Origin of the sequence: Streptomyces sp. NPDC096013 (assembly GCF_044763565.1) — a bacterium.
Taxonomy (GTDB): domain Bacteria; phylum Actinomycetota; class Actinomycetes; order Streptomycetales; family Streptomycetaceae; genus Streptomyces.
On the sequence record NZ_JBIWGK010000003.1, the window covers coordinates 722,215 to 743,627 of the forward strand.

The following is a 21,413-nucleotide window of genomic DNA, read 5'->3' on the forward strand; positions in this document are numbered from 1 at the left end:
GGAGAGGTCAGGACTCCTTGACGGCGATGGTCTCCACCGTGTTCGCCACGTGCTCGAACGCGTCCGCCGCCTCCTCCAGCACATCCACGATCTGCTTGAGCTTCAGGACCTCGATGGCGTCGTACTTGCCGTTGAAGAGCTGGGCGAGCAGCTTGCGGTGGATCTGGTCGGCCTGGTTCTCCAGGCGGTTGACCTCGATCCAGTACTCGGTGAGGTTGTCCATCGTGCGCAGGTTCGGCATGGCCTCGGCGGTCAGCTCGGCCGCCCGCGCCAGCACCTCGATCTGCTGCTCGACGCCCTTGGGGAGTTCCTCGACGTTGTAGAGGACGACCAGGTCGACGGCCTCTTCCATGAAGTCCATGATGTCGTCGAGGCAGGAGGCGAGGTTGTAGATGTCCTCGCGGTCGAAGGGCGTGATGAAGGAGGAGTTCAGCTGATGGAAGATCGCGTGCGTGGCATCGTCACCGGCGTGTTCAGCGGCCCGCATACGCTCTGCGATCTCGGCCCGGCCGGCGGTGTCCGCCCCGAGCAGTTCCATGAGGAGTTTCGAGCCCGTGACGATGTTGTCCGCGGACGCGGCGAACATGTCGTAGAAGCTCGTCTCCCTGGGGGTCAGACGAAAGCGCACAAGGGGTCCTCGGGATGCATCGGTTTCGGTCAGGCTGATGCTAAGTGCATCATCCGGCCACGGCTAATGGGCCGTCCCCCAGTGTCGCCCATCAGGCACAGTGATCCGCACGGGGGCGTACCAAGGGCCCTATACCCAGCAAAGTTCGTTACGATATACCCACTAGGGGTATATGTCTGGAGGACGCGATGGACGCGATGACGACCACCGAGGCCGGCGCGGCGGCGGCGCCCTCCGGGCCGGCGGCCGAACCGGCCCACGAGCCGGTGACCCACGGTTACCACAAGCAGAAGGACGAGCACCTCAAGCGCCTGCGCCGGATCGAGGGCCAGATCCGCGGCCTCCAGCGCATGGTCGACGAGGATGTCTACTGCATCGACATACTCACCCAGGTGTCCGCCTCCACGAAGGCGTTGCAGTCGTTCGCGCTGCAACTCCTGGAGGAGCACCTGAGGCACTGCGTCGCCGACGCGGCCGTCAAGGGCGGCGAGGAGATCGACGCGAAGGTCGAGGAGGCGACGAAGGCGATCGCCCGTCTGCTCCGCACCTGACCCCCGGTCCCTTCGATCCCTCAGTCCCCGGCGCCGCCGAAGCCGTCCCGTTCCTCGGCGACCTTCAGCACCTCGTCGATGCTCTCCAGGCTGAGCCGGTCCTGGGCGGCCGAGGCCGCGATGATCAGGTCGCCGCACAGCTCGATCTCGGCGAGGGCCACGTGGTCCTGAACTGCCGTACCGCCGACCCGAGCCACGTGCATCACCTCTTCTCTGCCGTCACCGACTTCCTAGAGTAGGGAGCGGTCTACACAACGCGCATGGCACGGACGGGCTAGTCCGCACCCGGACTCACACCGATCGGTTCCGGTCACTTCTCGGCGATCTGCCCGGCGTAGATGTCCTTCGACGCCGGAAGCCGTACGTCCACGGCGGCCCCGAAGTCGTACAGCAACGTCGTCGAGGTGACCGCCACCGTGCTGTGGCGCTGCCCGTTGACGAAGCTGAAGCGCTGGCCGAGCTTGCGGACGCGGCCCTGGTCGTCGAGGTAGACGTCGAAGGGTACCCGCGCGGTGGCGAACCCTTTCGCCGCCGCCCTCAGAGCCGCTTGGTTCGCCGCCGACGCGCTGCGCGCCGCGACGGCGAGATCGGCGACCCCCCGATAGTGACGCACCGGGGCCCCGGCCACCTCCGTCTTCCCGAGATACGTCGCCGCAGTCGTCCCGCGCAGCAACTCGGCGGCGGCGTACGGATCAGTGGCCCCACCGGTCACCAGGTTCCCGTCGGACAGCGTCCCGGTGTCGACCCGTACCCATTTGTCCGCGGGCACGCCCGCACCCCGGTTCTTCATGAACAGGGCGCCCGGCGCGAGGAGTTCGGTGATCGGCCGGTGCTCGCTGGTGCCCGCCGGGTCCTGCGGCAGCTGCACCGTCAGCCGCCCGAGCCGGCGCCGGAAGTCGTAGACGCCCTCTCCGCGGATGGTCACGCGGGTGCCGCCGGTGGCCATCTGCATGGACGTGCGGGCCTGTGAACTCCCCGCCGCCGTCAGGGAGTCGGCCGCCCGCCGCACCACCGCGACCGGGTCCCCGGCACCCCGCGCGTCCGCGCTCGCCACCCCGTCGGCGCTGCATCCGCCGGCCCCGACGCAGACCCCGACCATGAGCCCCGCAGCGACGACCGCCCCGCCCGCTCGCCCCCAGTCCCGGCTCCGCTCGACCGGGGTGACCCCCACCTGCTGCCGCTCCATAGCCTGCCGTACCCCCGGTACGTCGTCACGGGAACCCCGTCGTTCCGCTTAACGACGGGTAGGTGACCCCGTCACGCGGACCCGGTACCGAGCCGACGGCATACGCCCGCCATACGAACCCTTTACGCAACCTCGGTACCGTGGTCGATGTGGCGCAGCAGGACGAGGGACAGGCTCCCCCCGCACATCCCGAACACCGCACGACGACGGTCGAGCAGGGTCCCTTCTGCTTCGCCCGCTGTGTCTGCGGCTGGCGTGGCCCGGCGAGACGCGCGAGAAGCCAGGCCAGGACGGATGCGACCGGGCATCTGCCTGTTCCGAACCTGTGACATGACCACGAGAACTTGTGGGGTCCGCGCTGTATCTCACTTGACGGAACCCCACAGGAGGCGAAATGCAACGGCGTTCGTTCATAGGCGGCGGCGTGGCCGCGATAGCGGCGGCCGCGGCCACCGCGTGCAACGGCAAGAACACCGGCGGCGGTGGCTCGTCCGCGACGGCGACCAGTGCCTCCACCTCGACGAGCACAGCGGGCCTGCGCACCACCACTGCGGCCGCGGCGGCCAACTGGTCCGCCCTGGCCCGCGAGCTGGACGGCACCCTGGTCCGCCCCGGTGACGCCTCCTGGAAGACGGCCCACCAGCTCTACAACACCCGCTTCGACTCCCTGAAGCCGGCCGCGGTGGCGTACGTCGCGAACCCCGACGACATCCGCTCGGTCCTCTCCTACGCCCGCGCCCACAGCATCCGCGTCTCGATCCGCAACGGCGGCCACTCCTACGCCGGCTACTCCTCCGGCGACGGCCGCCTCATCCTCGACGTGTCGAAGCTGAACAAGATCCGGGCGAGCGGCTCCTCCGCGGTCGTCGGCGCCGGAGCCAAGCTGATCGACGTGTACCGGGGTCTCGCCGCGAAGGGTGTGACCATCCCCGCCGGTTCCTGCCCGACGGTCGGCGTCTCCGGCCTCACCCTGGGCGGCGGCCACGGCGTGGTCTCCCGGGCGTACGGCCTGACCTGCGACAGCCTCACGCAGGCCACGCTGATCACGGCGGACGGCAAGCAGGTGGTGGCCAACGCCACGGAGAACAAGGACCTGTTCTGGGCGCTGCGCGGCGCGGGCAACGGCAACTTCGGCGTGGTGACCGAGCTTCAGTTCAGGACCCACCCCGCGCCCCAGGCCGTATCGGGCTATCTGACCTGGCCGTCGTCGATGGCGGCGGCCGTGGTGAAGGCCTGGCAGGAGTGGGGCCCGAACCAGCCGGACGAGATCTGGTCGTCCTGCCACCTGACGAACACGCCGGGCGGCACCCCCAGGGTCTCCGTCGCGTGCTTCTCGCTGGGCACCTACACCGAACTCCAGAACGCGGTCGACAAGCTGGCCCACCTGGTCGGCGGCAACGCGTCGAGCGTCTCGCTGAAGCGGCACACGTACGAGGAGTCGATGGAGGCGTACGCGGGCTGCACGTCCTTCTCGACGGACGCCCAGTGCCACCTGCCGGGTTCGACCCCGGGCCGCTCCCCGCAGGGCGCGCTGGGGCGGGAGACCTACGTGGGCCGCTCCGACTTCTTCGACCGGTCGATCTCGGCCGCGGGCATCCAGACGATGCTCCACCAGCTGAAGGCGGTCCGCGGCAACTCCGGCGACATCGCCCTGACGGCCCTCGGCGGCGCGGTCAACCGTGTCTCCCCTACGGCGACGGCCTTCGTCCACCGCCGCTCCCGCATGCTGGCCCAGTACATAGTCTCCTGGCCCGCCGGCACGGCCGGCACCTCGGCCCAGTCCTGGCTGACGTCCTTCCACACCGCCATGAAGCCCTACGCCTCCGGCGCGGCCTACCAGAACTACACGGACCCCACGCTCACCAACTGGCGCAAGGCGTACTACGGCGACGCGGCCACCCGCCTGACAACCCTGAAGAAGCAGTACGACCCCGCCCACTTCTTCACGTACCCGCAGGGCCTGTAGGGGGACTGAGCCGGGGCGGAACGTACCGGCCCCGGCCAGACGCACCCCCTAGGGGCGGGACGAGCCTGCGCGGAACGTGCCAGCCCCGGCCAGGCGCACCCCCTAGGGGCGCGAGGCTGTATCAATATGCGGCTCCGCCGCGCGGGCGCGACCAGCCACGACGGACCCGCAGCCAAAGAACCGCCCCCGGCGGAGCCGTCACGCCGCGAGGTCCCGCTCCTCCGTACCGGACGTCTCCGTCCGCGCCCCCGGAATCACGGCCCCCCGCCCAACCCCCCGCACACCGGCCGAGGAAACGACCCACCCACCCCAGGCCGACCCCTCGACCGCCTTCAGCACCGGCGTCAGCAGAGCCATGGCAAGCGGGGACAACAGCAGAGCGACAGCCGTACCGAGCGCGAACCCACCGATCACATCGGTCGGATAGTGCACGCCCATATAGACCCGGCAGAACCCTTCGACCAGCGCGAGCCCGATCCCCACCAGCCCGAACCGCCGATTCGCCACGAACAGGGCGACCCCCATCGCCATGGTGATCGTGGCGTGGTCGCTCACGAACGAGTAGTCGGTCTTCCCGGAGATGAGGACATCGAGCCCGGTGTGGTCGCGGAAGGGCCGAGGCCGCTCCACGAACCCGCGTATGGGCACGTTCACGAGGACAGCGAGCGCGGCGGCCAGCGGCGCCCACACCAGCCCGGCGACGGACGCCGCCGAGTCCTCGTCCCCCCGCCGCCGCACGGACCACCAGCACCACACCACCAGCAGCACCATCGCGACCAGCAGTCCGTACTCACCGACGAACTCCACCACCCGGTCGAACCAGTGCGGCGCGTCCTTCGCGAGTCCATTGATGTCGTAGAGCAGATCGACGTCGGGGTTCGACCCGGATTCGGCGAGTACAGCCATGGTGCTGCGGCTCCTTCGTCGTAGTTCCGGGCGCATCTCTCGTGCGCATTACTCAACAGGAACGCACGGTCCCTCTTATTACGTTCCACCATCCACCGAATGATCACTCAGACGTTATCGAAGAGAGACTCATCGCCGCAGCTCAGGGGGTGGGTTCACGCTCGGTTCACACCGTCGTGGGGAGTGCTTTCGCGCCATCTTCGGTGACCCGGGTGGCGCCGAAGTAATCGGGGGTGTCAATGGGGTCGAACCGGATCACAGCACCCGTCCGGGGTGCGTCGATCATGTACCCGCCGCCGACATAAATCCCCACATGCCGGATGGCCCGGGAATTGGTGAGGTCGTCCGAGAAGAACACCAGATCTCCCGGCAGCAATTCGGCCCGCTGCGGATGCGGTCCGGCGTTGTACTGATCGTTCGCGACACGCGGCAACGTGATCCCCGCCGCCGCGAACGCGGCCTTGGTGAGCCCCGAGCAGTCGAACCGCCCGCCCTGGTCGGCGGTGCCGTTCCCACCCCAGAGATACGGCGTACCGAGCTTGCTCTGCGCGTAGGTGATCGCGGTGGCGGCCTGCTCGGAGGGATCGACCCGGCTGACGGGCGCGGCGAAGCTCTGCGACAGCGTCGTGATCGTCTTCACGTAGTTCCGGGTCTCGGAGTACGGCGGCACGCCTCCGTACTTGATGACCGCGTACGCCCCCGCGTTGTACGAGGCGAGCATGTTCGCGGTCTGGTTCCCCGGCACGTCCTTCACGTACGTGGCGAGCTCGCAGTCGTAGGTCGCGGCCGACGGGATCGCGTCATTCGGGTCCCATACGTTGCGTACGCCGTCGCCGTTGCCGTCGATCCCGTGCGTGGCCCAGGTGCCGGGGATGAACTGCGCTATGCCCTCGGCCTTCGCCGGGCTCTTCGCGTTCGGGTTGAAGCCGCTCTCCTGGTAGAGCTGGGCGGCGAGCAGTGCGGGGTTGAGGGCGGGGCAGAGGTTGCCCCACTTCTGCACGAGCGCCGAATACGCCGTCGGCACCGCGCCCTTGGCGAGCGCGACACTCCCGCCGCCGGCCCCGTTCACGAGGTTCCCGGCGACGAGGTAGACCCCGACGACGAGCAGCATCACAAAGCTGAGCCCCAGCCCAGCCGCGACCCCACCGGCCACCCATACTTTTCGCACGGCCCAACCCTCCCCCATGTCGGCCCTGTTCAAGGCCATTTCCGGGGAGGGTGGCGGCATTTCGCCGTGCTTCCGCCACATCTGACGCGTATTCAGCGAGTCGCACCCACCGCACACCGCGCCTTACAGCACCTCAATACGGACGATCCATACGACTCCGGACCACCGGCCCCACGACCGGCCCACCGGCCCTACGACCGGTACCCGTGCTGGGACCGGTCAGCCGCCTGCGACCGGTCACCCGTCCTGCGCCGGGTCGGCCGTCGTCGCGTCCTTGTACAGCTCGGCCGCCTCTTTCGCGAACACGACGCTGTACGAGATGTCCGGTGTCAGCCCGCCCTGCTCGTGCCCGCCGATGACCCCGACGACCTGCTCGTCCCCGTTGACCCAGGGGCTCCCGCTGGTGCCGCCGGTGAAGCCGGGGCAGTCGATGCGCTGCTGGGTGCCGCTGTGCAGGGTGGGCTTGTTCGTGCAGCTGATGGGCTGGTCGGTGGCGGAGGGGTACCCGGTGACGGTCACCGCCGTGGCCCCGGTCGCCGTCCCGGTCGTGAACCGGTCGGCGCCGACCACGTCCTCGATGTTCTTGCCGCCGACCTCCACGAGCGTGGCGAAGCCGATGTCGCTGTCCTCGGCCTGCCCCTTGGACCAGCCGTCCGGCAGGAACCGCTGGTTGACCTTCCACACCCCGTACGGCGCCCTGCCGTCCCGGTAGCCGGGCACGAACACGTCACCGGAGTCCCCGTCCAGGCAGTGGGCCGCGCTGACGATGAGGTCACGCCCCGGACTGTGCACCACGGACGCGGTGCAGTGGTGCCCGCCGGCCAGGCTGGTGGCATGGGCCGCCCCGAACAGGGCGCCGATCCGGACGCTCTGTTTGCTCACCTCGGTCACGGTGGTCACCCCGAAGGGCCCGGGACCGTCGTCGGCGGTCGCCACGGACGCCGAGGTCAGTGCCAGCGTGACCACGGCGACGAACAGCGCGTACCTGCGGTTGCCCGCGAGGCGGGCGGAACGGGAGATGCGTGAGCTGCGCTTCATCGGGCCCCACTCTGTCCCACAAAGGTGAGAAAGGACGTCGACGTTTACTGAGATTTCGCTGTGAACAGCGCGTTCGTACAGCGGTCGACGCTCGGTCCGGCGGTCAGTCCACCGTACTGTCCACCCGCCCCGCCCGCCTCTTCTGCGCGCTACCCCCCGTCTCCCCGGGCCCGCACGAAGAAAACCCGCGGGCCCGGCATCCCCTCTGGCACCGTCTTCGGGGTCCCCTCCGAACCCACCCGGGAGCGAGCCCCATGCACAGAAGCCGAGTCTTCGCCCTGCTGATCGACACCCCCGGCCCGGAGGCCGCCGCGGCCGCCGCCTTCTGGTCGGCCGCGCTCGGCGCCCCCGCCGGACCGGTCCCCGGCGAGGAGCAGTTCACGACGCTCCATGAGGCAATCCCCGGCCTGGTCACCGCCGTTCAGTCGATCGGCGACCCCAACCCGCGCTTCCACATCGACATCGAGACCGATGACGTGGAGGCGGAGACCGCCCGCCTGCTCTCCCTCGGCGCGGTCCAGACCGCCCGGTGGCTGGAGTGCCGGGTCCTGCGCGCCCCCGGTGGCCACCTGCTCTGCGTCCTGCCCGTGCACAGCGACCCCGAGGTCTTCAACGCCCAAGCCCGCAGCTGGGGCTAGCGCGCGGCGACCGTGAGCGGGAACACCGCTCCCGTGAGCTCCTCCGACGCGTCCCACAGCCGTCGTGCCGCCGTGACATCGCTCGCCGCCGTGCTCCGCCCGACGAGTGTCGGCTCGCCGCGCATCTCGACCGGCCCGCTGGGGCCGACGAAGCTTCCGCCCGGGAGGTCCTCCGTCGCCGCGAAGAGGGTCGGGAGGGCGCCGCCCTTGTCGTCCTGGGCCACGACCTTGTTGCCCAGGGCCATGAGGACGCGCGCGACCGGGTTCGCCGTATGGCTCTGGAGGTTGGTCGCCGCCCAGCCCGGGTGCGCCGCGAGGGAGCGGACGGGCGAGCCCGACTCGGTGAGCCTGCGTTGCAGTTCGAGCGTGAAGAGCAGGTTCGCGAGCTTCGACTGGGAGTAGGCGCGCTGCGGGGCGTAGATGCCGTCCAGGTTCAGGTTCTCGAAGTGGATTCTGCGGTCGCCCATCCGGTGCGCGCCGGAGGAGACGGTCACGACGCGGTCGGTGACGTACGGCAGCAGCAGGTTCGTGAGCGCGAAGTGGCCCAGGTGGTTCGTGCCGAACTGCATCTCGAACCCGTCGCGTGTGCGCCCCTCGGGGAGCAGCATCACGCCCGCGTTGTTGATCAGCAGGTCGATCGGCCCGTCCCACCCCCCGGCGAACTCCCGCACGGACGCCAGATCCGCGAGATCCAGCCGCCGCACCTCCGTGCTGCCGCTCACCTTCGCCGCGGCGGCCCGCCCGCGCTCCAGGTCCCGTACGGCGAACACGACGTGCGCGCCCGCGCGGGCCAGCTCGGTGGCGGCCACGAGGCCGATCCCGCTGTTGGCACCGGTGACGACGGCGGTGCGCCCGGAGAGATCGGGGATGCGCCCGGCGTCCCACTTGCCCTTGGTCCCGCTCTTGCTGCTGATGGCCTTGCCCGTGTTGTCCATGCCTCCAATGTAGGCAACGCCAACAATGCTGTCAATGACAACAATGGTGACGCCGACAACAATGCTGGCGCCGACAACATCGCGATACCATGGCTCGCATGTCTGTACGCCCCTATCACCACGGAGACCTGCGCTCCGCCCTGCTCGCGAGCGCGGAAGCCACCCTGCTGGAGAAGGGGGTCGCGGCCCTGTCCCTGCGCGAGCTGGCCCGCGACATCGGCGTCAGCCACGCCGCTCCCGGCCGCCACTTCAAGGACAAGCAGGCCCTGGTCGACGCGCTCGCCCTGACCGGCTTCGAGCGCATGACCAAGGAACTGACCGCCGCGGACCACCCCGACCTGCCCCTGGAGGCCCGCCTCACCGAACTGGCCACGGCCTACGTCCGCTTCGCGGTCACCAACGCCGAGCTGCTGGAGGTCATGTACTCCCGCAAGCACGACGCGGACATCTCCGAGCAGCTCCGGGCAGCGGTGGACGGCACGACGGCCCAGTTCGTACAGATCGTCACCGACGCCCAGGAGCGCGGCGAGGTGATCCCCGGTTCCCCGTGGACCATCGCCCTCGTCATCGGCGCCGCCCTCCACGGCACAGCCTCCTTCGCGGCCCAGGGCACCCTCACGCCGGAAGCGGCGATCTCCGACATCCCCGCCCTGATCCACCACTTGCTGACCGGCCTGACACCCCGAGAGAACTAGCCGACCCCCAGCACTTCTTGACCCCGCGATCCCCAACCCCCTTCAGGGGCGCGGGGAACTGCGCGACAAACCCCCACCGACGCGCACCCCGCCGACGACCTGAGCCACCCACCCCCTCCTCGGCCCTTGTCAACGCGCGTCCCGCTGTGAAGTTCCCGTGCAGAGGGTCAAGCCCGAGCCATCCCCACCCCATCCCGCCGCCACTGATCAGCAATCCCCCAACCCCCTTGAGTAACGCGGAAGTCAGAACTCCGGAACCCACCTTGTTGTCACGTACTCAACAAGAGAAGGTCATCGCGGGCCGCCGCCCCCGCCGGGAACCTCACCGGTGGACCCCCCACCCGCAGGCCTCTGCCAACCTCTCTCTGGAGGCTGTACGTTGCGTACGTCACCCCCCAATTCCCCCCACATACGTGGCAACTGGCGCAGACTCGGCTCCGTGGCCGCCGCCACCGCCGCACTCCTGCTCGCCGGCCTCGGCACCGCGGCCCACGCTGGCGCGGCCACCGCCCCCCACAAGGTGACCGCCAGGACGATCGCCGCCCAGGTGGCCAAGGCGCATGTGCAGTACGCGAAGATCGGGTGCGCCGCCACCCCGAAGAAGGGTTACGCCGCGTGCAACGCCCTCCGCGTCACCGGCGGCACCACGGCCTTCATGGAGAAGCAGGCCGCCCTGAAGGGCGTCACGCCGAAGACCATCTCCCCGAAGGCCGCCTCCGACGACCCCACCGGCTACGGCCCCTCGGACATCCAGTCCGCCTACGGCCTGGCCGACGCCGCGGCCTCCAGCGGCTCGGGCGAGACCGTCGCGATCGTCGACGCCTACGACGACCCGAACGCGGAGTCCGACCTCGCGACCTACCGCTCGTACTACGGCCTCTCGGCCTGCACGACGGCCAACGGCTGCTTCAAGAAGGTCAGCCAGACCGGTTCGACGACCTCGCTGCCGACCGCCGACAGCGGCTGGGCCGGTGAGGAGTCCCTCGACGTCGACATGGTCAGCGCCGCCTGCCCGAACTGCAACATCCTCCTGGTCGAGGCCAAGTCGGCGAGCGACGCCAACCTCGGCACCGCGGTGAACGAGGCCGTCAAGCTGGGCGCCAAGTTCGTCTCGAACTCCTACGGCGGCTCGGAGTCCTCCTCGGACACGTCCTACGACACCTCGTACTACAAGCACCCGGGTGTCGCCATCACCGCGAGCGCGGGCGACGAGGCCTACGGCGCCGAGTACCCGGCCGGTTCGCAGTACGTCACCTCGGTCGGCGGCACCAAGCTCTCCACGTCCTCCAACTCCCGCGGCTGGACCGAGTCCGTGTGGAAGACGAGCAGCACCGAGGGCACCGGCTCCGGCTGCTCCGCGTACGACGCCAAGCCCACCTGGCAGACCGACACCGGCTGCACCAAGCGCATGATCTCCGACGTCTCCGCGGTCGCCGACCCGGCCACGGGCGTCTCGGTCTACGACACCTACGGCGCCGACGGCACCGGCTGGGGCACCTACGGCGGCACCAGTGCCTCGTCCCCGATCATCGCGAGCGTCTACGCGCTGGCCGGCACCCCCGGCTCCAGCGACTACCCGGCGAAGTACCCGTACGCCAAGGCCGGCACCTCCGCCCTGAACGACGTGACGAGCGGCAACAACGGCTCCTGCTCGACGAGTTACTTCTGCACCGCGGGCTCGGGCTACGACGGCCCGACCGGCTGGGGCACCCCGGAGGGCGTCTCCGCCTTCACCGGCTGACGCACCCGGCACGGAACCTCCCCGTCGGGTCACGGGGAGCCGCCGGCAAGAGGGGGACGTGGGGTCCCCTCGGCGGAGCGAGTGGCAACGGGCCGCGGCAACCAGCCGCGGCCCGTTCGCCATGTGCTAAGCACCCGCGTGACCAGTGGAAACACCATGGAAATACTGTGAGTTGGGTCAAGCGGGCGCCACCGGATGGCCATCGGAGAGCCATCGAGAAGTAAGGCCCCGCCCCTGTTCGGTAAGACGGAAGTCAGGATTCCAGCAGCCCCTTGTTGTCGCGTACTCAACAAGGGATGGTCATCGCGGGCCGCCCCCCAGCGCCGGGGAAACCGTACCGGCGACACGCACCCGCACCGCCCCTGTTCCACCGACTCAGGAGGCTGCACCTTGCGTACCACCACCCCCAACTCCCCCCACACGCACGGTAGATGGCGCCGCATAGGGTCCACCGCCATAGCCACCGCCGCGCTGGTGTTCACCGGCTTCGGCTCCGCCGTACAGGCCGACGCCGCACAGAGCGCCGCCACCACCTCCACCAAGGTGACCTACGCCGCGACCCCCTGCGCGACCCCCAAGAAAGCCGGCGAACTCGCCTGTAACTCCTACCGGGTGACCGGCGGACTCACCGCGTACCAGCAGGCACAGGCCAAGCGGACGGGCATCACCCCGAAGGCCGCCGACGCCTCGACCCCCTCGGGCTACAGCCCCACCAACATCCAGGCCGCCTACGGCCTGACCTCCGCCGCCGCCTCCAACGGCGCCGGCGAGACGATCGCGATCGTCGACGCGTACAACGACCCGAACGCCGAGTCCGACCTCGCCACCTACCGCTCGTACTACGGTCTCTCGGCCTGCACGACGGCCAACGGCTGCTTCAAGAAGGTCAGCCAGACCGGCTCCACCACCTCGCTGCCCAGCAGCGACGCCGGCTGGTCCGAGGAGATCTCCCTCGACCTCGACATGGCGAGCGCGGTCTGCCCCAAGTGCAACATCCTCCTGGTGGAGGCCACTTCGGCCACGATGGCCAACCTCGGCACCGCGGTGAACCGCGCGGTCACCCTCGGCGCGAAGTTCGTCTCCAACTCCTACGGCGGCTCCGAGTCCTCCTCGGACACGTCGTACGACTCCTCGTACTTCAACCACGCGGGCGTCGCCATCACCGTCTCCGCCGGCGACTCGGCCTACGGCGCGGAGTACCCCGCGGCGTCGAAGTACGTGACGTCGGTCGGCGGCACCAAGCTCTCCACCTCCTCCACCACCCGCGGCTGGACCGAGACGGTGTGGAAGACGAGCAGCACCGAGGGCACCGGCTCCGGCTGCTCCGCGTACGACGCCAAGCCCACCTGGCAGACCGACACCGGCTGCACCAAGCGCATGATCTCCGACGTCTCCGCGGTCGCCGACCCCGCGACGGGCGTCTCGGTCTACGACTCCTACGGCGTCACCGCCGGCTGGTACACCTTCGGCGGCACCAGCGTCTCGTCCCCGATCATCGCGAGCGTCTACGCCCTGGCCGGCACCCCGTCCACCAGCTCCTACCCGGCGTCCTTCCCCTACGCCAAGGCCGGCACCTCCGCCCTCAACGACGTGACCAGCGGCAACAACGGCACATGCAGCACGTCGTACTTCTGCACCGCCACCACGGGCTACGACGGCCCGACCGGCTGGGGCACCCCGGAGGGCGTCTCGGCCTTCACCGGCTGACGCACTCCCCGCCCCACGCGAACTGATCCACAGTCACATGTCATGCCACCGTGGGTCGTGGGGGCCACACGTGGCACGGGAGAACGGGCCGCGGCATCCAGCCGCGGCCCGTTCATCATGAGAACATCAACGCGAACCAAATCCAGTAATCAGGGGCTAACGACCAAACCACGGACAGGTTCCGCACCGGAATCGTTGCCCGGCGTTACCTACCGTGATACACAGAGTGACCGTACGGGGTATTCGTACGAAACCCGCCAATCAATGACGCCAAGTCGACATCCGACGGCGTCTTTGTCAGCGACAATGATGCCTGACCTCTGCGCACCCGCAGGGGATGCGGAACTACCCATCAGGGGCGGTGACTTACATGCTCTCTGCGGCCGGCAAGGGCGACATCAACACCATCATCGGCGGGATTGCTCCGGACTGGGGGCCCTTCGGCAGCCTGGGCAACGAGGCCAAGGTGATGATCGAGGTGGTGATGGCGGTCGCCATCCTGCTGTGCCTCGGGATCGCCGTATGGGGTGCGGCCAAACAGCGCATCGGCGCGACGGCGCTCCGCGACACCTTCAGCGCGGAACAGGGCAAGGGCCTCATCATCGCCGGTCTGACCGGGGTCTTCATCATCGGCTCCCTCGGCACCCTCTTCACCATCGTGTACGGCATGGCCGTGTAGCCGGTCCCGACCGGAGCCCCGCTCCCCACCCCACCCGCCCGTCGTGCCCACCGGCTGAGGTTGCGTTTCCCTGATGTCGAGTCACCACACCGCGCCCGCGCGGGAACCAGCACGGCTACCGTCGTACTTCCAGATGTTTCTGGACGACGGCGAAGGGGCGTACCCGGCATGAGTCCCGGAGACGAGCACGAGACCTCCGGCGGTTACGGCGGCACCGGCCAGACCCGCACCCGCCTCCCCCAGGGCGGCACCGACATCTACGGCGGCGCCCGCAGAGGCGGCCGCTCCTCGTCCAGAAGCCTGGTGACGGTGGTCGGAGTCGTCGTACTCCTCATCGCCGCCATCGCCTTCGCCAACCGCGGCGACGGCACGTCGTCCTCGAACGACAGCAGCACATCGAGCGGATCGCAGCCGGATGCCGCCACCACGGCGGCGAGCGGAACACAGCCGGTGCGGACGAAGGCGAGCGGCATCCCGTCCGGCTTCGCGCACGACCAGCAGGGCGCGGAGAGCGCGGCGACCAACTACGCCACCGTGCTCGTCTCGGCGGACATCCTCAAGCCGGCCCGCCGGACGGAGATCGTGCGCCAGGTCTTCGTCGCCGACCAGCAGACCACGCTGCAGAACAGCCTCGACCAGGCCTACTCCAAGGACTTCCTGAGCAAGCTCGGCCTGGACGCGAACGGCGACGCGGCCGCGGGCAGCACGTACATCTCCCGCACGGTGCCCATCGGCACCAAGGTCACGAACTACTCGGAAACCACGGCGACGGTGGAGGTCTGGTGCACCGGCCTCTACGGCACGGCGGGCGCATCCTCCACGAACCCGGTGACCAGCGACTGGTTCACCCTGACGCTGCAACTGCACTGGGCGGACAACGACTGGAAGGCCGACAGCTTCTCCCAGAAGGACGGCCCAGCCCCCGTCCCCGGTGACAACAAGGCATCGACTGCCGACGCCATGGCCAAGGCCGTCCAGGAGTACGGAGGGTTCACCTATGCCCGGTAACTCGCGTCGCGTGCTCAACGTCGCGGCCGCCGTCACCGCTGTCCAGACCACCGCAGTGCTGCTGGCCGCCCGCGCCTTCGCGGCCCCCTCACCGACCCCGACACCCACGGGATCGGGAAAGCCGGAGTGCAGGCTCCTCGTCGCCGACGCCAAGGAGATCTGCGAGAACGGCAAGGCCGGTTCCACCTCCGGCACGACCCCCAGCACCACCGACACCCTCGACCCCCTCTCCTCCCTCGGAAAGGGCTGTGCCGAAGCCGCCTCCTGGACCATCGACAAGCTCAGCGACGCCGTCAAGGAGACGGCGAACGTCGACTTCACGAACCCCAGGTTCCTTCAGCAGTACGCCGTCGTCTTCGCCGCGTCGACGATCCTCACCCTCCTCCTGTGGCTCCTCGCGGTAGCGAAGCGCGCGGTACGGGGCGTCCCCCTCACCACCGCGATCTCCGAAGCCGTCGGCTTCCTCTGGCTCACGGTCATCGCCTCCGCGTTCACCCCCCTGATCCTGTACACCGTCGTCTCCGCCACCGACGGCATCACCGAGGTCCTCGCGAAAACCACCGGCGACCAGACCGACACGTTCTTCGGCACCTTCTCCGGCGCCCTCGCCAAGGGCAACAACATCGGCGGCGGCCCGATCATGCTGATCGTGGTCTCCCTGGTGTCGATCCTCGCCGCCGGCGTCCTCTGGCTGGAGCTCGTCATCCGCGCCGCCCTCCTCTACGTCGGCGCCCTCCTCGGCACCGTCGTCTACGCGGGCCTCGTCGACAAGAACCTGTGGGGCCACGTCCGCCGCTGGGCCGGCATCATGATCGCGGTGATCCTGGTCAAACCGGTCATCGTGATCGTGCTCGGCCTGGCCGGCGCCCTGTCCAGCGCCGACGGCCCGGACTCGTTCTCCGCCGTCGTCTCCGGCCTCGCCATCATCCTGCTCGCCATCTTCGCCAGCGCGATGATCTACCGCTTCGTCCCCGGCTTCGGCGACGAGATCGCCAGCGGCCGCAACAACCGCATCATGCAGGGCGCCGAGGGCAAGGCAGCCGCGGTCATCAGCTCCCCCGCCACCATGGTCGCCCAGGGCATCAAGACCCACAGCGCCCGTACGAACGACGGCGGGGGCGGCCAGTCCTCGTCCGGCGCCCGCCCGTCCAACCCGGTCTCCGGCGGCGTGGCCGCGCACAGCAGCCGCCCCTCCGGCGGCGGCGGAGCCGTCCCCACCGCCGCGCCCGCGCCCCGCCAGAGCCCGGCGAACACCCCGCACGCCAGCAACGCCCGCAACAACCGCACGGGAGGTGAAGGGCGTTGACGACAGAGTCCCACCTGTCCCATCCGATCACGCCCCGCCGGACTTATCTCATCGGCCGGGCCCGGCCGAACGCGATCGTCGGCAAGAATCGTGAGACCGGTGAGATCGCGCTCATCATCGTGGGCGCGTTCCTCGGCATGATGTGCGGGCTCCTCGTCCCGGTCCTGTCCCTGCGCATCGTGCTGCTGACGGGCTTCCCGATGCTGGCGCTGATGGCGGTCTACGTGCCGTACAAGCGCCGTACGTTCTACAAGTGGTTCGAGATCAACCGCAGTTACAAGCGCACCCTGCGCCAGGGCACGACCTACCGCTCCTCCGTCATGGAGGCCGGCGTGCACCTCGACGGGCGCGAGGTGGAGGTCGGCCCGCCGCCCGGGATCGGCCGCATCAACTGGCTGGCCGCCCCCTTCGGCCCGGACGAGATCGCCGTACTGCTGCACGCGGACCGCCGTACGGTCACCGCGGCGATCGAGATCGAGGGCCCGGGCGTCGGCCTGCGCGACAGCGAGGACCAGGAGGCCCTCGTCGACCGCTTCGGCACGCTGCTGAAGCACGTGGCCAACGGCGACGGCTTCGTCACCCGCATCCAGATGCTCGCCCGCACCCTGCCCGCGGACCCGGACGCCCACGCCAAGGACGTCGCCCTGCGCGGCGACGAGAAGTCACTGACGTGGCTCCAGCACTCCTACGACCAGCTCCAGTCGATGGTGTCCACCAGCAGCGAGCAGCACCGCGCCTACCTCGTCGCCTGCATGCACTTCACCCGCGAACTCTCCGCCGAGGCCCACGCGATGGCCCGCGCGACCCGCCCCCACGCGGGCCGCAAGCTGGACCGCGACGCCGGTCTCGCGGTCGTCATGGCGCGTGAACTCACCGACATCTGCTCGCGGTTGCAGGAGGCGGACATCCGCGTACGGCAGCCCCTCGGCCAGGGCCGGCTCGCCTCGCTGATCCACTCCATGTACGACCCGGACCACCCCATCGACCACCTCCAGGCGATGACGAAGCGCAACGCCTGGCCGGCCGAACTCGACGCCATGGAACCGACGTTCCTCCAGGCGAAGACCCGTGAGTCGTCGACCCGTGACCCGTGGTGCCACGCCACGGCCTGGGTGAAGGAGTGGCCGATGACCCCCGTGGGCGTCAACTTCCTCGCCCCGCTGCTGGTCCACACCCCGGACGTGATCCGCACGGTCGCCGTCACGATGGACCTCGAACCCACCGAGGTCGCCATCGAGCGCATGCTGACCGAGAAGACCAACGACGAGGCCGACGCCTCCCGTGCCGCCAAGATGAACCGCACCGTCGACCCGCGTGACGTCGCCGCGCACGGCCGCATGGACCAGCGCGGCGAGGACCTCGCGAGCGGCGCGGCCGGGGTGAACCTCGTCGGCTACATCACCGTCTCCTCCCGCAACCCCGAGGCCCTCGCGCGGGACAAGCGCACGATAAGGGCGTCCGCCGGCAAGTCGTATCTGAAGCTGGAGTGGTGCGACCGCGAGCACCACCGCGCGTTTGTGAACACACTGCCGTTCGCCACCGGTATCCGGAGGTAGGGCTCAGATGCGGGATCCGCTGTCCGTCCTCACCGACGCCTTCACGTCGTTCCTCTTCGGCAAGATCGAGTCCACCCGGCTCCCGGTCCGCACCTCGACAGGCCAGGCCCAGGCGGTCTACCTGCCGACCGCGGCCCCCGGCCTCGGCGACTCGGGCGTCATCATCGGCCGCGAGGTCTACTCCGGCAAGGGCTACATCTACGACCCCTTCCAGCTCTACGGCCAGCAACTCCCCGCCCCCCACTGGCTGGTGCTCGGCGAGTCCGGCAACGGCAAGTCGGCCCTGGAGAAGACGTACGTCCTGCGCCAACTGCGCTTCCGCGACCGCCAGGTGGTCGTCCTGGACGCCCAGGGCGAGGACGGCGTCGGCGAATGGAACCTGATCGCGGAGGAGTTGGGGATAACCCCCATCCGCCTGGACCCGACGGCCGCCCTGGACATGGGAATTCGCCTCAACCCCCTCGACCCGGCGATCACCACCACGGGCCAACTCGCCCTGCTCCGCACGATCATCGAGGTGGCGATGGGCCACGGCCTCGACGAACGCTCCGGCTTCGCGCTGAAGGTGGCGCACGCCTACGTCAACGAGACGATCGTCGAACGCCAGCCCGTCCTGATGGACATCGTGGAGCAACTGCGGCACCCGGAACCGGAGTCGGCCGAAGCGATGAACGTCGCCATAGACGACGTACGCGCCTGGGGCCTGGACGTCGCCCTCGTCATCGACCGCCTGGTCGACGGCGACCTCCGCGGCATGTTCGACGGCCCGACGACGGTGGGCATCGACCTCGACGCTCCCCTGATCGTCTTCGACCTGTCCCACATCGACCGCAACTCCATCGCCATGCCCATCCTGATGGCCATCGTCGGCGTCTGGCTGGAACACACCTGGATCCGCCCCGACCGGAAGAAGCGCATCTTCCTGGTCGAGGAGGCCTGGCACATCATCAACAGCCCCTTCGTGGCCCAACTCTTCCAGCGCCTGCTGAAGTTCGGCCGCCGCCTGGGCCTGTCGTTCGTGGCGGTGGTCCACCACCTGTCGGACGTCGTCGACGGAGCCGCCGCGAAGGAAGCGGCGGCGATCCTGAAAATGGCGTCCACACGCACGATCTACGCCCAGAAAGCGGACGAAGCCCGAGCGACCGGACGGGTGTTGGGGCTGCCACGCTGGGCGGTGGAGATCATCCCCACGCTCACCCCCGGCATCGCCGTCTGGGACGTCAACGGCAACGTCCAGGTGGTCAAACACCTGATCACCGAGACGGAACGCCCCCTGGTCTTCACCGACCGCGCGATGACCCAGTCCTCCCGCGAGCACGACCAGGAACTGACCGACGACGCCCTGCGTGCCGCCGAGTTGGAGGCGGAGGAACGCGCGGCCGCCTTCATGGAACAGCACCTGAACGATCTCGACGGTTCCTCCGAGTCCACGGTGGCGTGAACGGCGGTGGCATGACATGAGACCGGACGACGGTGGACGCGAGCGCCAAGGGGGCATCCCCGACGGCCTGTTGGTGGGCCTGCTCGCGTTCCTCATCGGCATGACCCTGCTGGTGTGGTCGGCCACCGGCCTGGCCGCCCTGTTCTCCAAGGGCACCTGGCCGACCGGCGTGACCTTCCCCCGCACCCCCATGGCCATGCGCCACCTGATCGCCCAGCCCCACGACATCACCGGCGCCTGGCCCCAGTCCCCACCCGCCGAGTTCTCCGGCTATGGCCTCTTCTGGGGCCTGTTCATCGGTCAGCTGATGATCCTGGTCGTCCTGACGATCTTCGTGATGGGCACGCTGGCGAGATGGCGGGCGGTACGCACGAGAACGCGAGCGAAGGCCCTGGCCACCCCGCCGTCACCGGAGCCCCAAGAGGTACCGGCACAGCGCGCGGAGCCACACGAGGTGCCGCCCCAACGCCCGGAACCCCAACCGCAGTTGCAGCCCACGGTCCTCCTGGAACAGGCGGCACCCGCGCCGCTCACCTCGACCTCTCCAGCCAACGGCGAACGGGTGGGCGGGCCCCAGCTGTTGGGCGGGGACGGAGTGGTGGGCGGGTGGGGAAAAATCTTGCTGGCAACGGCGGATAGCCGCCAGATCACGGCCACCCAAGCCGTACGGGACGCAGAAGGCCCAGCCCTGGTAGTCACGTCCAACAAGACGATCTGGCAGGACACCAAGGACGCCAGAGCCAAACTGGGCCCGGTCCTCCTCTACGACCCCGCCCATCTCTGCGACACCCCGGCCCGCCTCCACTGGTCCCCCACAACCGGCTGCGAGGACAAGCAGACCGCGCTGAAACGAGCCGCCGCCCTCCTCGCCCCGGTCAGACCCACCGCCAAGATCGACCAGGCGGTGGCGGACACAGCCGAGACGCTCCTCCGCAGCTATCTGCACGCCGCCGCGATCGACGGCCGCACCATCCGCCACGTCCACCGCTGGTCCCAGGGCACCCAGATCCAGGACGCGGTACGCACCCTCCGCACCAACCCCAAGGCGGCCCCCGGCGCGGCCGGCGAACTCGAGGCTGCCCTCACATCCCACCCCGAACGCCGGGACATCGCCCAGGAGTTGACGAGCCGCGCCCTGTCCGCCCTCTTCACGGTCAACATCCGCGAGGCGTGCACACCCAACAGAACTGACGCGCTCTCCTTGGATTCCTTCGCGAACGAAGGGGGCACGCTCTATCTGGTCGGTGAATCCATCGAGGACCCCCGGACGAACCCGGGCGCGATGCCTCTCCTCACCGCCCTCGCATCAAGCGTGGTCGAGCGCGGCCGGCACATGGCCGAACGGTCATCGGCCGGTCGCCTCGACCCACCAATGACGCTAGTCCTGGACGACATCGCCGCCGTCGCCCCACTCCCCCAGCTCCCGGATCTCCTGGCCACCGGAGCCGAGCGAGGCCTGCCGACCTTGGCCCTCCTCCGCTCCAGAGAACAGGCCAGAGCCCGCTGGCCCCACCACGAACTGCCGGTATAGCCACAGCACTCACCGCACCGGGCAGCTACGGCCGCTCGACCACCATCTCCAGCTCCCGCTCGTCCGGCTTCCCACCGAGCGGCACGGTGACGCCAGTCGGTACGAAGCCGACCTTGCCGTAGAAGCGTCGGGCCCGTTCGTTGTCCTCGTGCACTATGAGCCGCACCCGCTCGACCCCGCGCCCCCAGGCCCACTCAAGGGCGGCATCGAAGAGCACCTCGGTCAGCCCGATGCCCCGCACCTCGGGCCGCACGAACACCCCGACGATGTGCCCCTGCTTCCGCTCGACCGCGAAGCCGGCCCAGTCGACGGTCCCGGCCTCCTCAAGCAGCACGGTCACCGTCCCGACCCACTCCCCGTCGGGCCCCTCGGCAATGATCTGCTGAGCCCCGTCAGCTCCTTCAGCAGCCCCTACGGCCCGCTCCTGGTAGAAGGAGTCCGGCCGGGCGAGTGCGGCGTCGTAGGTCTCCAGGAAGGCGAGATGCGCGACGGGATCTTGCAGGGCGACGAGCCGCAGCTCCTTCGCCGCGGCCCACTCGTCGGCGCGTATCGACCGGATCTTGTAGTTCATGCCAGCCACGGTAGCCGAAACGCAGAAAACCCCTGTACCGAATAAACGGTACAGGGGTCTTCGCAATATTTGTTCGGCGGCGTCCTACTCTCCCACAGGGTCCCCCCTGCAGTACCATCGGCGCTGTAAGGCTTAGCTTCCGGGTTCGGAATGTAACCGGGC

The 21,413-nt window shown here is 69.3% G+C and carries 21 protein-coding genes and 1 rRNA gene; 13 read left to right on the forward strand and 9 right to left on the reverse strand.

Annotation, left to right across the window (positions count from 1 at the left end; all coding sequences use genetic code 11):
• Positions 1-7 precede the first annotated feature (7 nt).
• Positions 8-628: a DUF47 domain-containing protein gene (locus ACIRB1_RS14800; protein ID WP_266770821.1), complete on the reverse strand. Its 621-nt coding sequence runs from the start codon at positions 626-628 to the stop codon at positions 8-10.
• Positions 629-825: 197 nt separating this feature from the next.
• Between ACIRB1_RS14800 and ACIRB1_RS14805 the strand changes: the two genes are divergently transcribed.
• Positions 826-1,179 (forward strand): metal-sensitive transcriptional regulator, encoded by a 354-nt coding sequence (locus ACIRB1_RS14805; protein WP_403465795.1) that lies wholly within the window; start codon positions 826-828, stop codon positions 1,177-1,179.
• A 20-nt stretch (positions 1,180-1,199) separates the two neighbouring features.
• Here ACIRB1_RS14805 and ACIRB1_RS14810 read toward each other — a convergent pair whose 3' ends face one another.
• Both ACIRB1_RS14810 and ACIRB1_RS14815 read right to left on the reverse strand, forming a co-directional pair.
• Entirely contained in the window at positions 1,200-1,382 is a 183-nt protein-coding gene (locus tag ACIRB1_RS14810; protein WP_403465767.1) for a hypothetical protein, read from the reverse strand.
• Positions 1,383-1,489: 107 nt separating this feature from the next.
• Positions 1,490-2,278, reverse strand: coding sequence for a hypothetical protein (locus tag ACIRB1_RS14815; protein ID WP_403465796.1), 789 nt, complete (start codon positions 2,276-2,278; stop codon positions 1,490-1,492).
• 227 nt (positions 2,279-2,505) lie between these two features.
• Here ACIRB1_RS14815 and ACIRB1_RS14820 point away from each other — a divergent pair, with 227 nt between their 5' ends.
• Together ACIRB1_RS14820 and ACIRB1_RS14825 are read left to right on the forward strand one after the other, a co-directional pair.
• Positions 2,506-2,694 carry a hypothetical protein gene (locus ACIRB1_RS14820; protein ID WP_403465768.1) on the forward strand — a complete coding sequence of 63 codons (189 nt, stop codon included), beginning with the start codon at positions 2,506-2,508 and terminating at the stop codon, positions 2,692-2,694.
• A gap of 65 nt (positions 2,695-2,759) precedes the next feature.
• Positions 2,760-4,331 carry an FAD-binding oxidoreductase gene (locus ACIRB1_RS14825; RefSeq protein ID WP_352183071.1) on the forward strand — a complete coding sequence of 524 codons (1,572 nt, stop codon included), beginning with the start codon at positions 2,760-2,762 and terminating at the stop codon, positions 4,329-4,331.
• A 198-nt stretch (positions 4,332-4,529) separates the two neighbouring features.
• Here the strand turns inward: ACIRB1_RS14825 and ACIRB1_RS14830 are convergent, their stop codons facing one another.
• From ACIRB1_RS14830 to ACIRB1_RS14840, 3 genes are all read right to left on the reverse strand, one after another.
• Positions 4,530-5,237, reverse strand: coding sequence for a phosphatase PAP2 family protein (locus ACIRB1_RS14830; protein WP_352183070.1), 708 nt, complete (start codon positions 5,235-5,237; stop codon positions 4,530-4,532).
• A 166-nt stretch (positions 5,238-5,403) separates the two neighbouring features.
• Positions 5,404-6,423, reverse strand: a complete 1,020-nt coding sequence (locus ACIRB1_RS14835; RefSeq protein WP_403465797.1) for an NlpC/P60 family protein — start codon at positions 6,421-6,423, stop codon at positions 5,404-5,406.
• A 219-nt stretch (positions 6,424-6,642) separates the two neighbouring features.
• Complete coding sequence (locus ACIRB1_RS14840; RefSeq protein WP_403465770.1) at positions 6,643-7,443, reverse strand: trypsin-like serine peptidase; 801 nt, start codon at positions 7,441-7,443, stop codon at positions 6,643-6,645.
• A 254-nt stretch (positions 7,444-7,697) separates the two neighbouring features.
• On the opposite strand from ACIRB1_RS14840, the gene ACIRB1_RS14845 reads away from it, so the two are divergent.
• Positions 7,698-8,081: a VOC family protein gene (locus ACIRB1_RS14845; RefSeq protein ID WP_352183068.1), complete on the forward strand. Its 384-nt coding sequence runs from the start codon at positions 7,698-7,700 to the stop codon at positions 8,079-8,081.
• Here ACIRB1_RS14845 and ACIRB1_RS14850 read toward each other — a convergent pair.
• On the reverse strand, positions 8,078-9,016 hold the full coding sequence (locus ACIRB1_RS14850) for an oxidoreductase (protein ID WP_352183067.1): 939 nt from the start codon (positions 9,014-9,016) through the stop codon (positions 8,078-8,080). The two genes, ACIRB1_RS14845 and ACIRB1_RS14850, sit on opposite strands and share 4 nt — an antisense overlap.
• A 98-nt stretch (positions 9,017-9,114) precedes the next feature.
• Here ACIRB1_RS14850 and ACIRB1_RS14855 point away from each other — a divergent pair, with 98 nt between their 5' ends.
• The 9 genes from ACIRB1_RS14855 to ACIRB1_RS14895 all read left to right on the forward strand — a co-directional run bounded on the left by ACIRB1_RS14855 (position 9,115) and on the right by ACIRB1_RS14895 (position 20,680).
• Positions 9,115-9,711, forward strand: coding sequence for a TetR/AcrR family transcriptional regulator (locus tag ACIRB1_RS14855; RefSeq protein ID WP_352183066.1), 597 nt, complete (start codon positions 9,115-9,117; stop codon positions 9,709-9,711).
• A 379-nt stretch (positions 9,712-10,090) separates the two neighbouring features.
• Positions 10,091-11,452 (forward strand): S53 family peptidase, encoded by a 1,362-nt coding sequence (locus ACIRB1_RS14860; protein WP_352183065.1) that lies wholly within the window; start codon positions 10,091-10,093, stop codon positions 11,450-11,452.
• Positions 11,453-11,842: 390 nt separating this feature from the next.
• A complete protein-coding gene (locus ACIRB1_RS14865; RefSeq protein WP_403465771.1) occupies positions 11,843-13,159 on the forward strand; it encodes a peptidase S8 in 1,317 nt (438 codons plus the stop codon).
• 370 nt (positions 13,160-13,529) lie between these two features.
• Positions 13,530-13,838: a hypothetical protein gene (locus ACIRB1_RS14870; protein WP_352183063.1), complete on the forward strand. Its 309-nt coding sequence runs from the start codon at positions 13,530-13,532 to the stop codon at positions 13,836-13,838.
• A gap of 168 nt (positions 13,839-14,006) precedes the next feature.
• The gene (locus ACIRB1_RS14875) at positions 14,007-14,846 is read left to right on the forward strand and encodes a hypothetical protein (RefSeq protein ID WP_403465772.1); all 840 of its coding nucleotides are present in this window, start codon (positions 14,007-14,009) and stop codon (positions 14,844-14,846) included.
• A complete protein-coding gene (locus ACIRB1_RS14880) occupies positions 14,836-16,152 on the forward strand; it encodes a hypothetical protein (protein ID WP_403465773.1) in 1,317 nt (438 codons plus the stop codon). Before ACIRB1_RS14875 ends, ACIRB1_RS14880 begins: the two co-directional genes overlap by 11 nt.
• The gene (locus ACIRB1_RS14885; protein ID WP_352183060.1) at positions 16,149-17,708 is read left to right on the forward strand and encodes an SCO6880 family protein; all 1,560 of its coding nucleotides are present in this window, start codon (positions 16,149-16,151) and stop codon (positions 17,706-17,708) included. The genes ACIRB1_RS14880 and ACIRB1_RS14885 overlap by 4 nt, the downstream gene beginning before the upstream one ends.
• Before the next feature lie 7 nt (positions 17,709-17,715).
• On the forward strand, positions 17,716-19,149 hold the full coding sequence (locus ACIRB1_RS14890; protein WP_266770788.1) for an ATP-binding protein: 1,434 nt from the start codon (positions 17,716-17,718) through the stop codon (positions 19,147-19,149).
• 16 nt (positions 19,150-19,165) lie between these two features.
• Positions 19,166-20,680 (forward strand): type IV secretory system conjugative DNA transfer family protein, encoded by a 1,515-nt coding sequence (locus ACIRB1_RS14895; RefSeq protein ID WP_403465774.1) that lies wholly within the window; start codon positions 19,166-19,168, stop codon positions 20,678-20,680.
• Positions 20,681-20,705: 25 nt separating this feature from the next.
• Here the strand turns inward: ACIRB1_RS14895 and ACIRB1_RS14900 are convergent, their stop codons facing one another.
• Together ACIRB1_RS14900 and rrf are read right to left on the reverse strand one after the other, a co-directional pair.
• Complete coding sequence (locus tag ACIRB1_RS14900; RefSeq protein ID WP_403465775.1) at positions 20,706-21,251, reverse strand: GNAT family N-acetyltransferase; 546 nt, start codon at positions 21,249-21,251, stop codon at positions 20,706-20,708.
• A 71-nt stretch (positions 21,252-21,322) separates the two neighbouring features.
• A 5S ribosomal RNA gene (gene rrf / locus ACIRB1_RS14905) occupies positions 21,323-21,413 on the reverse strand; the annotation flags it as partial.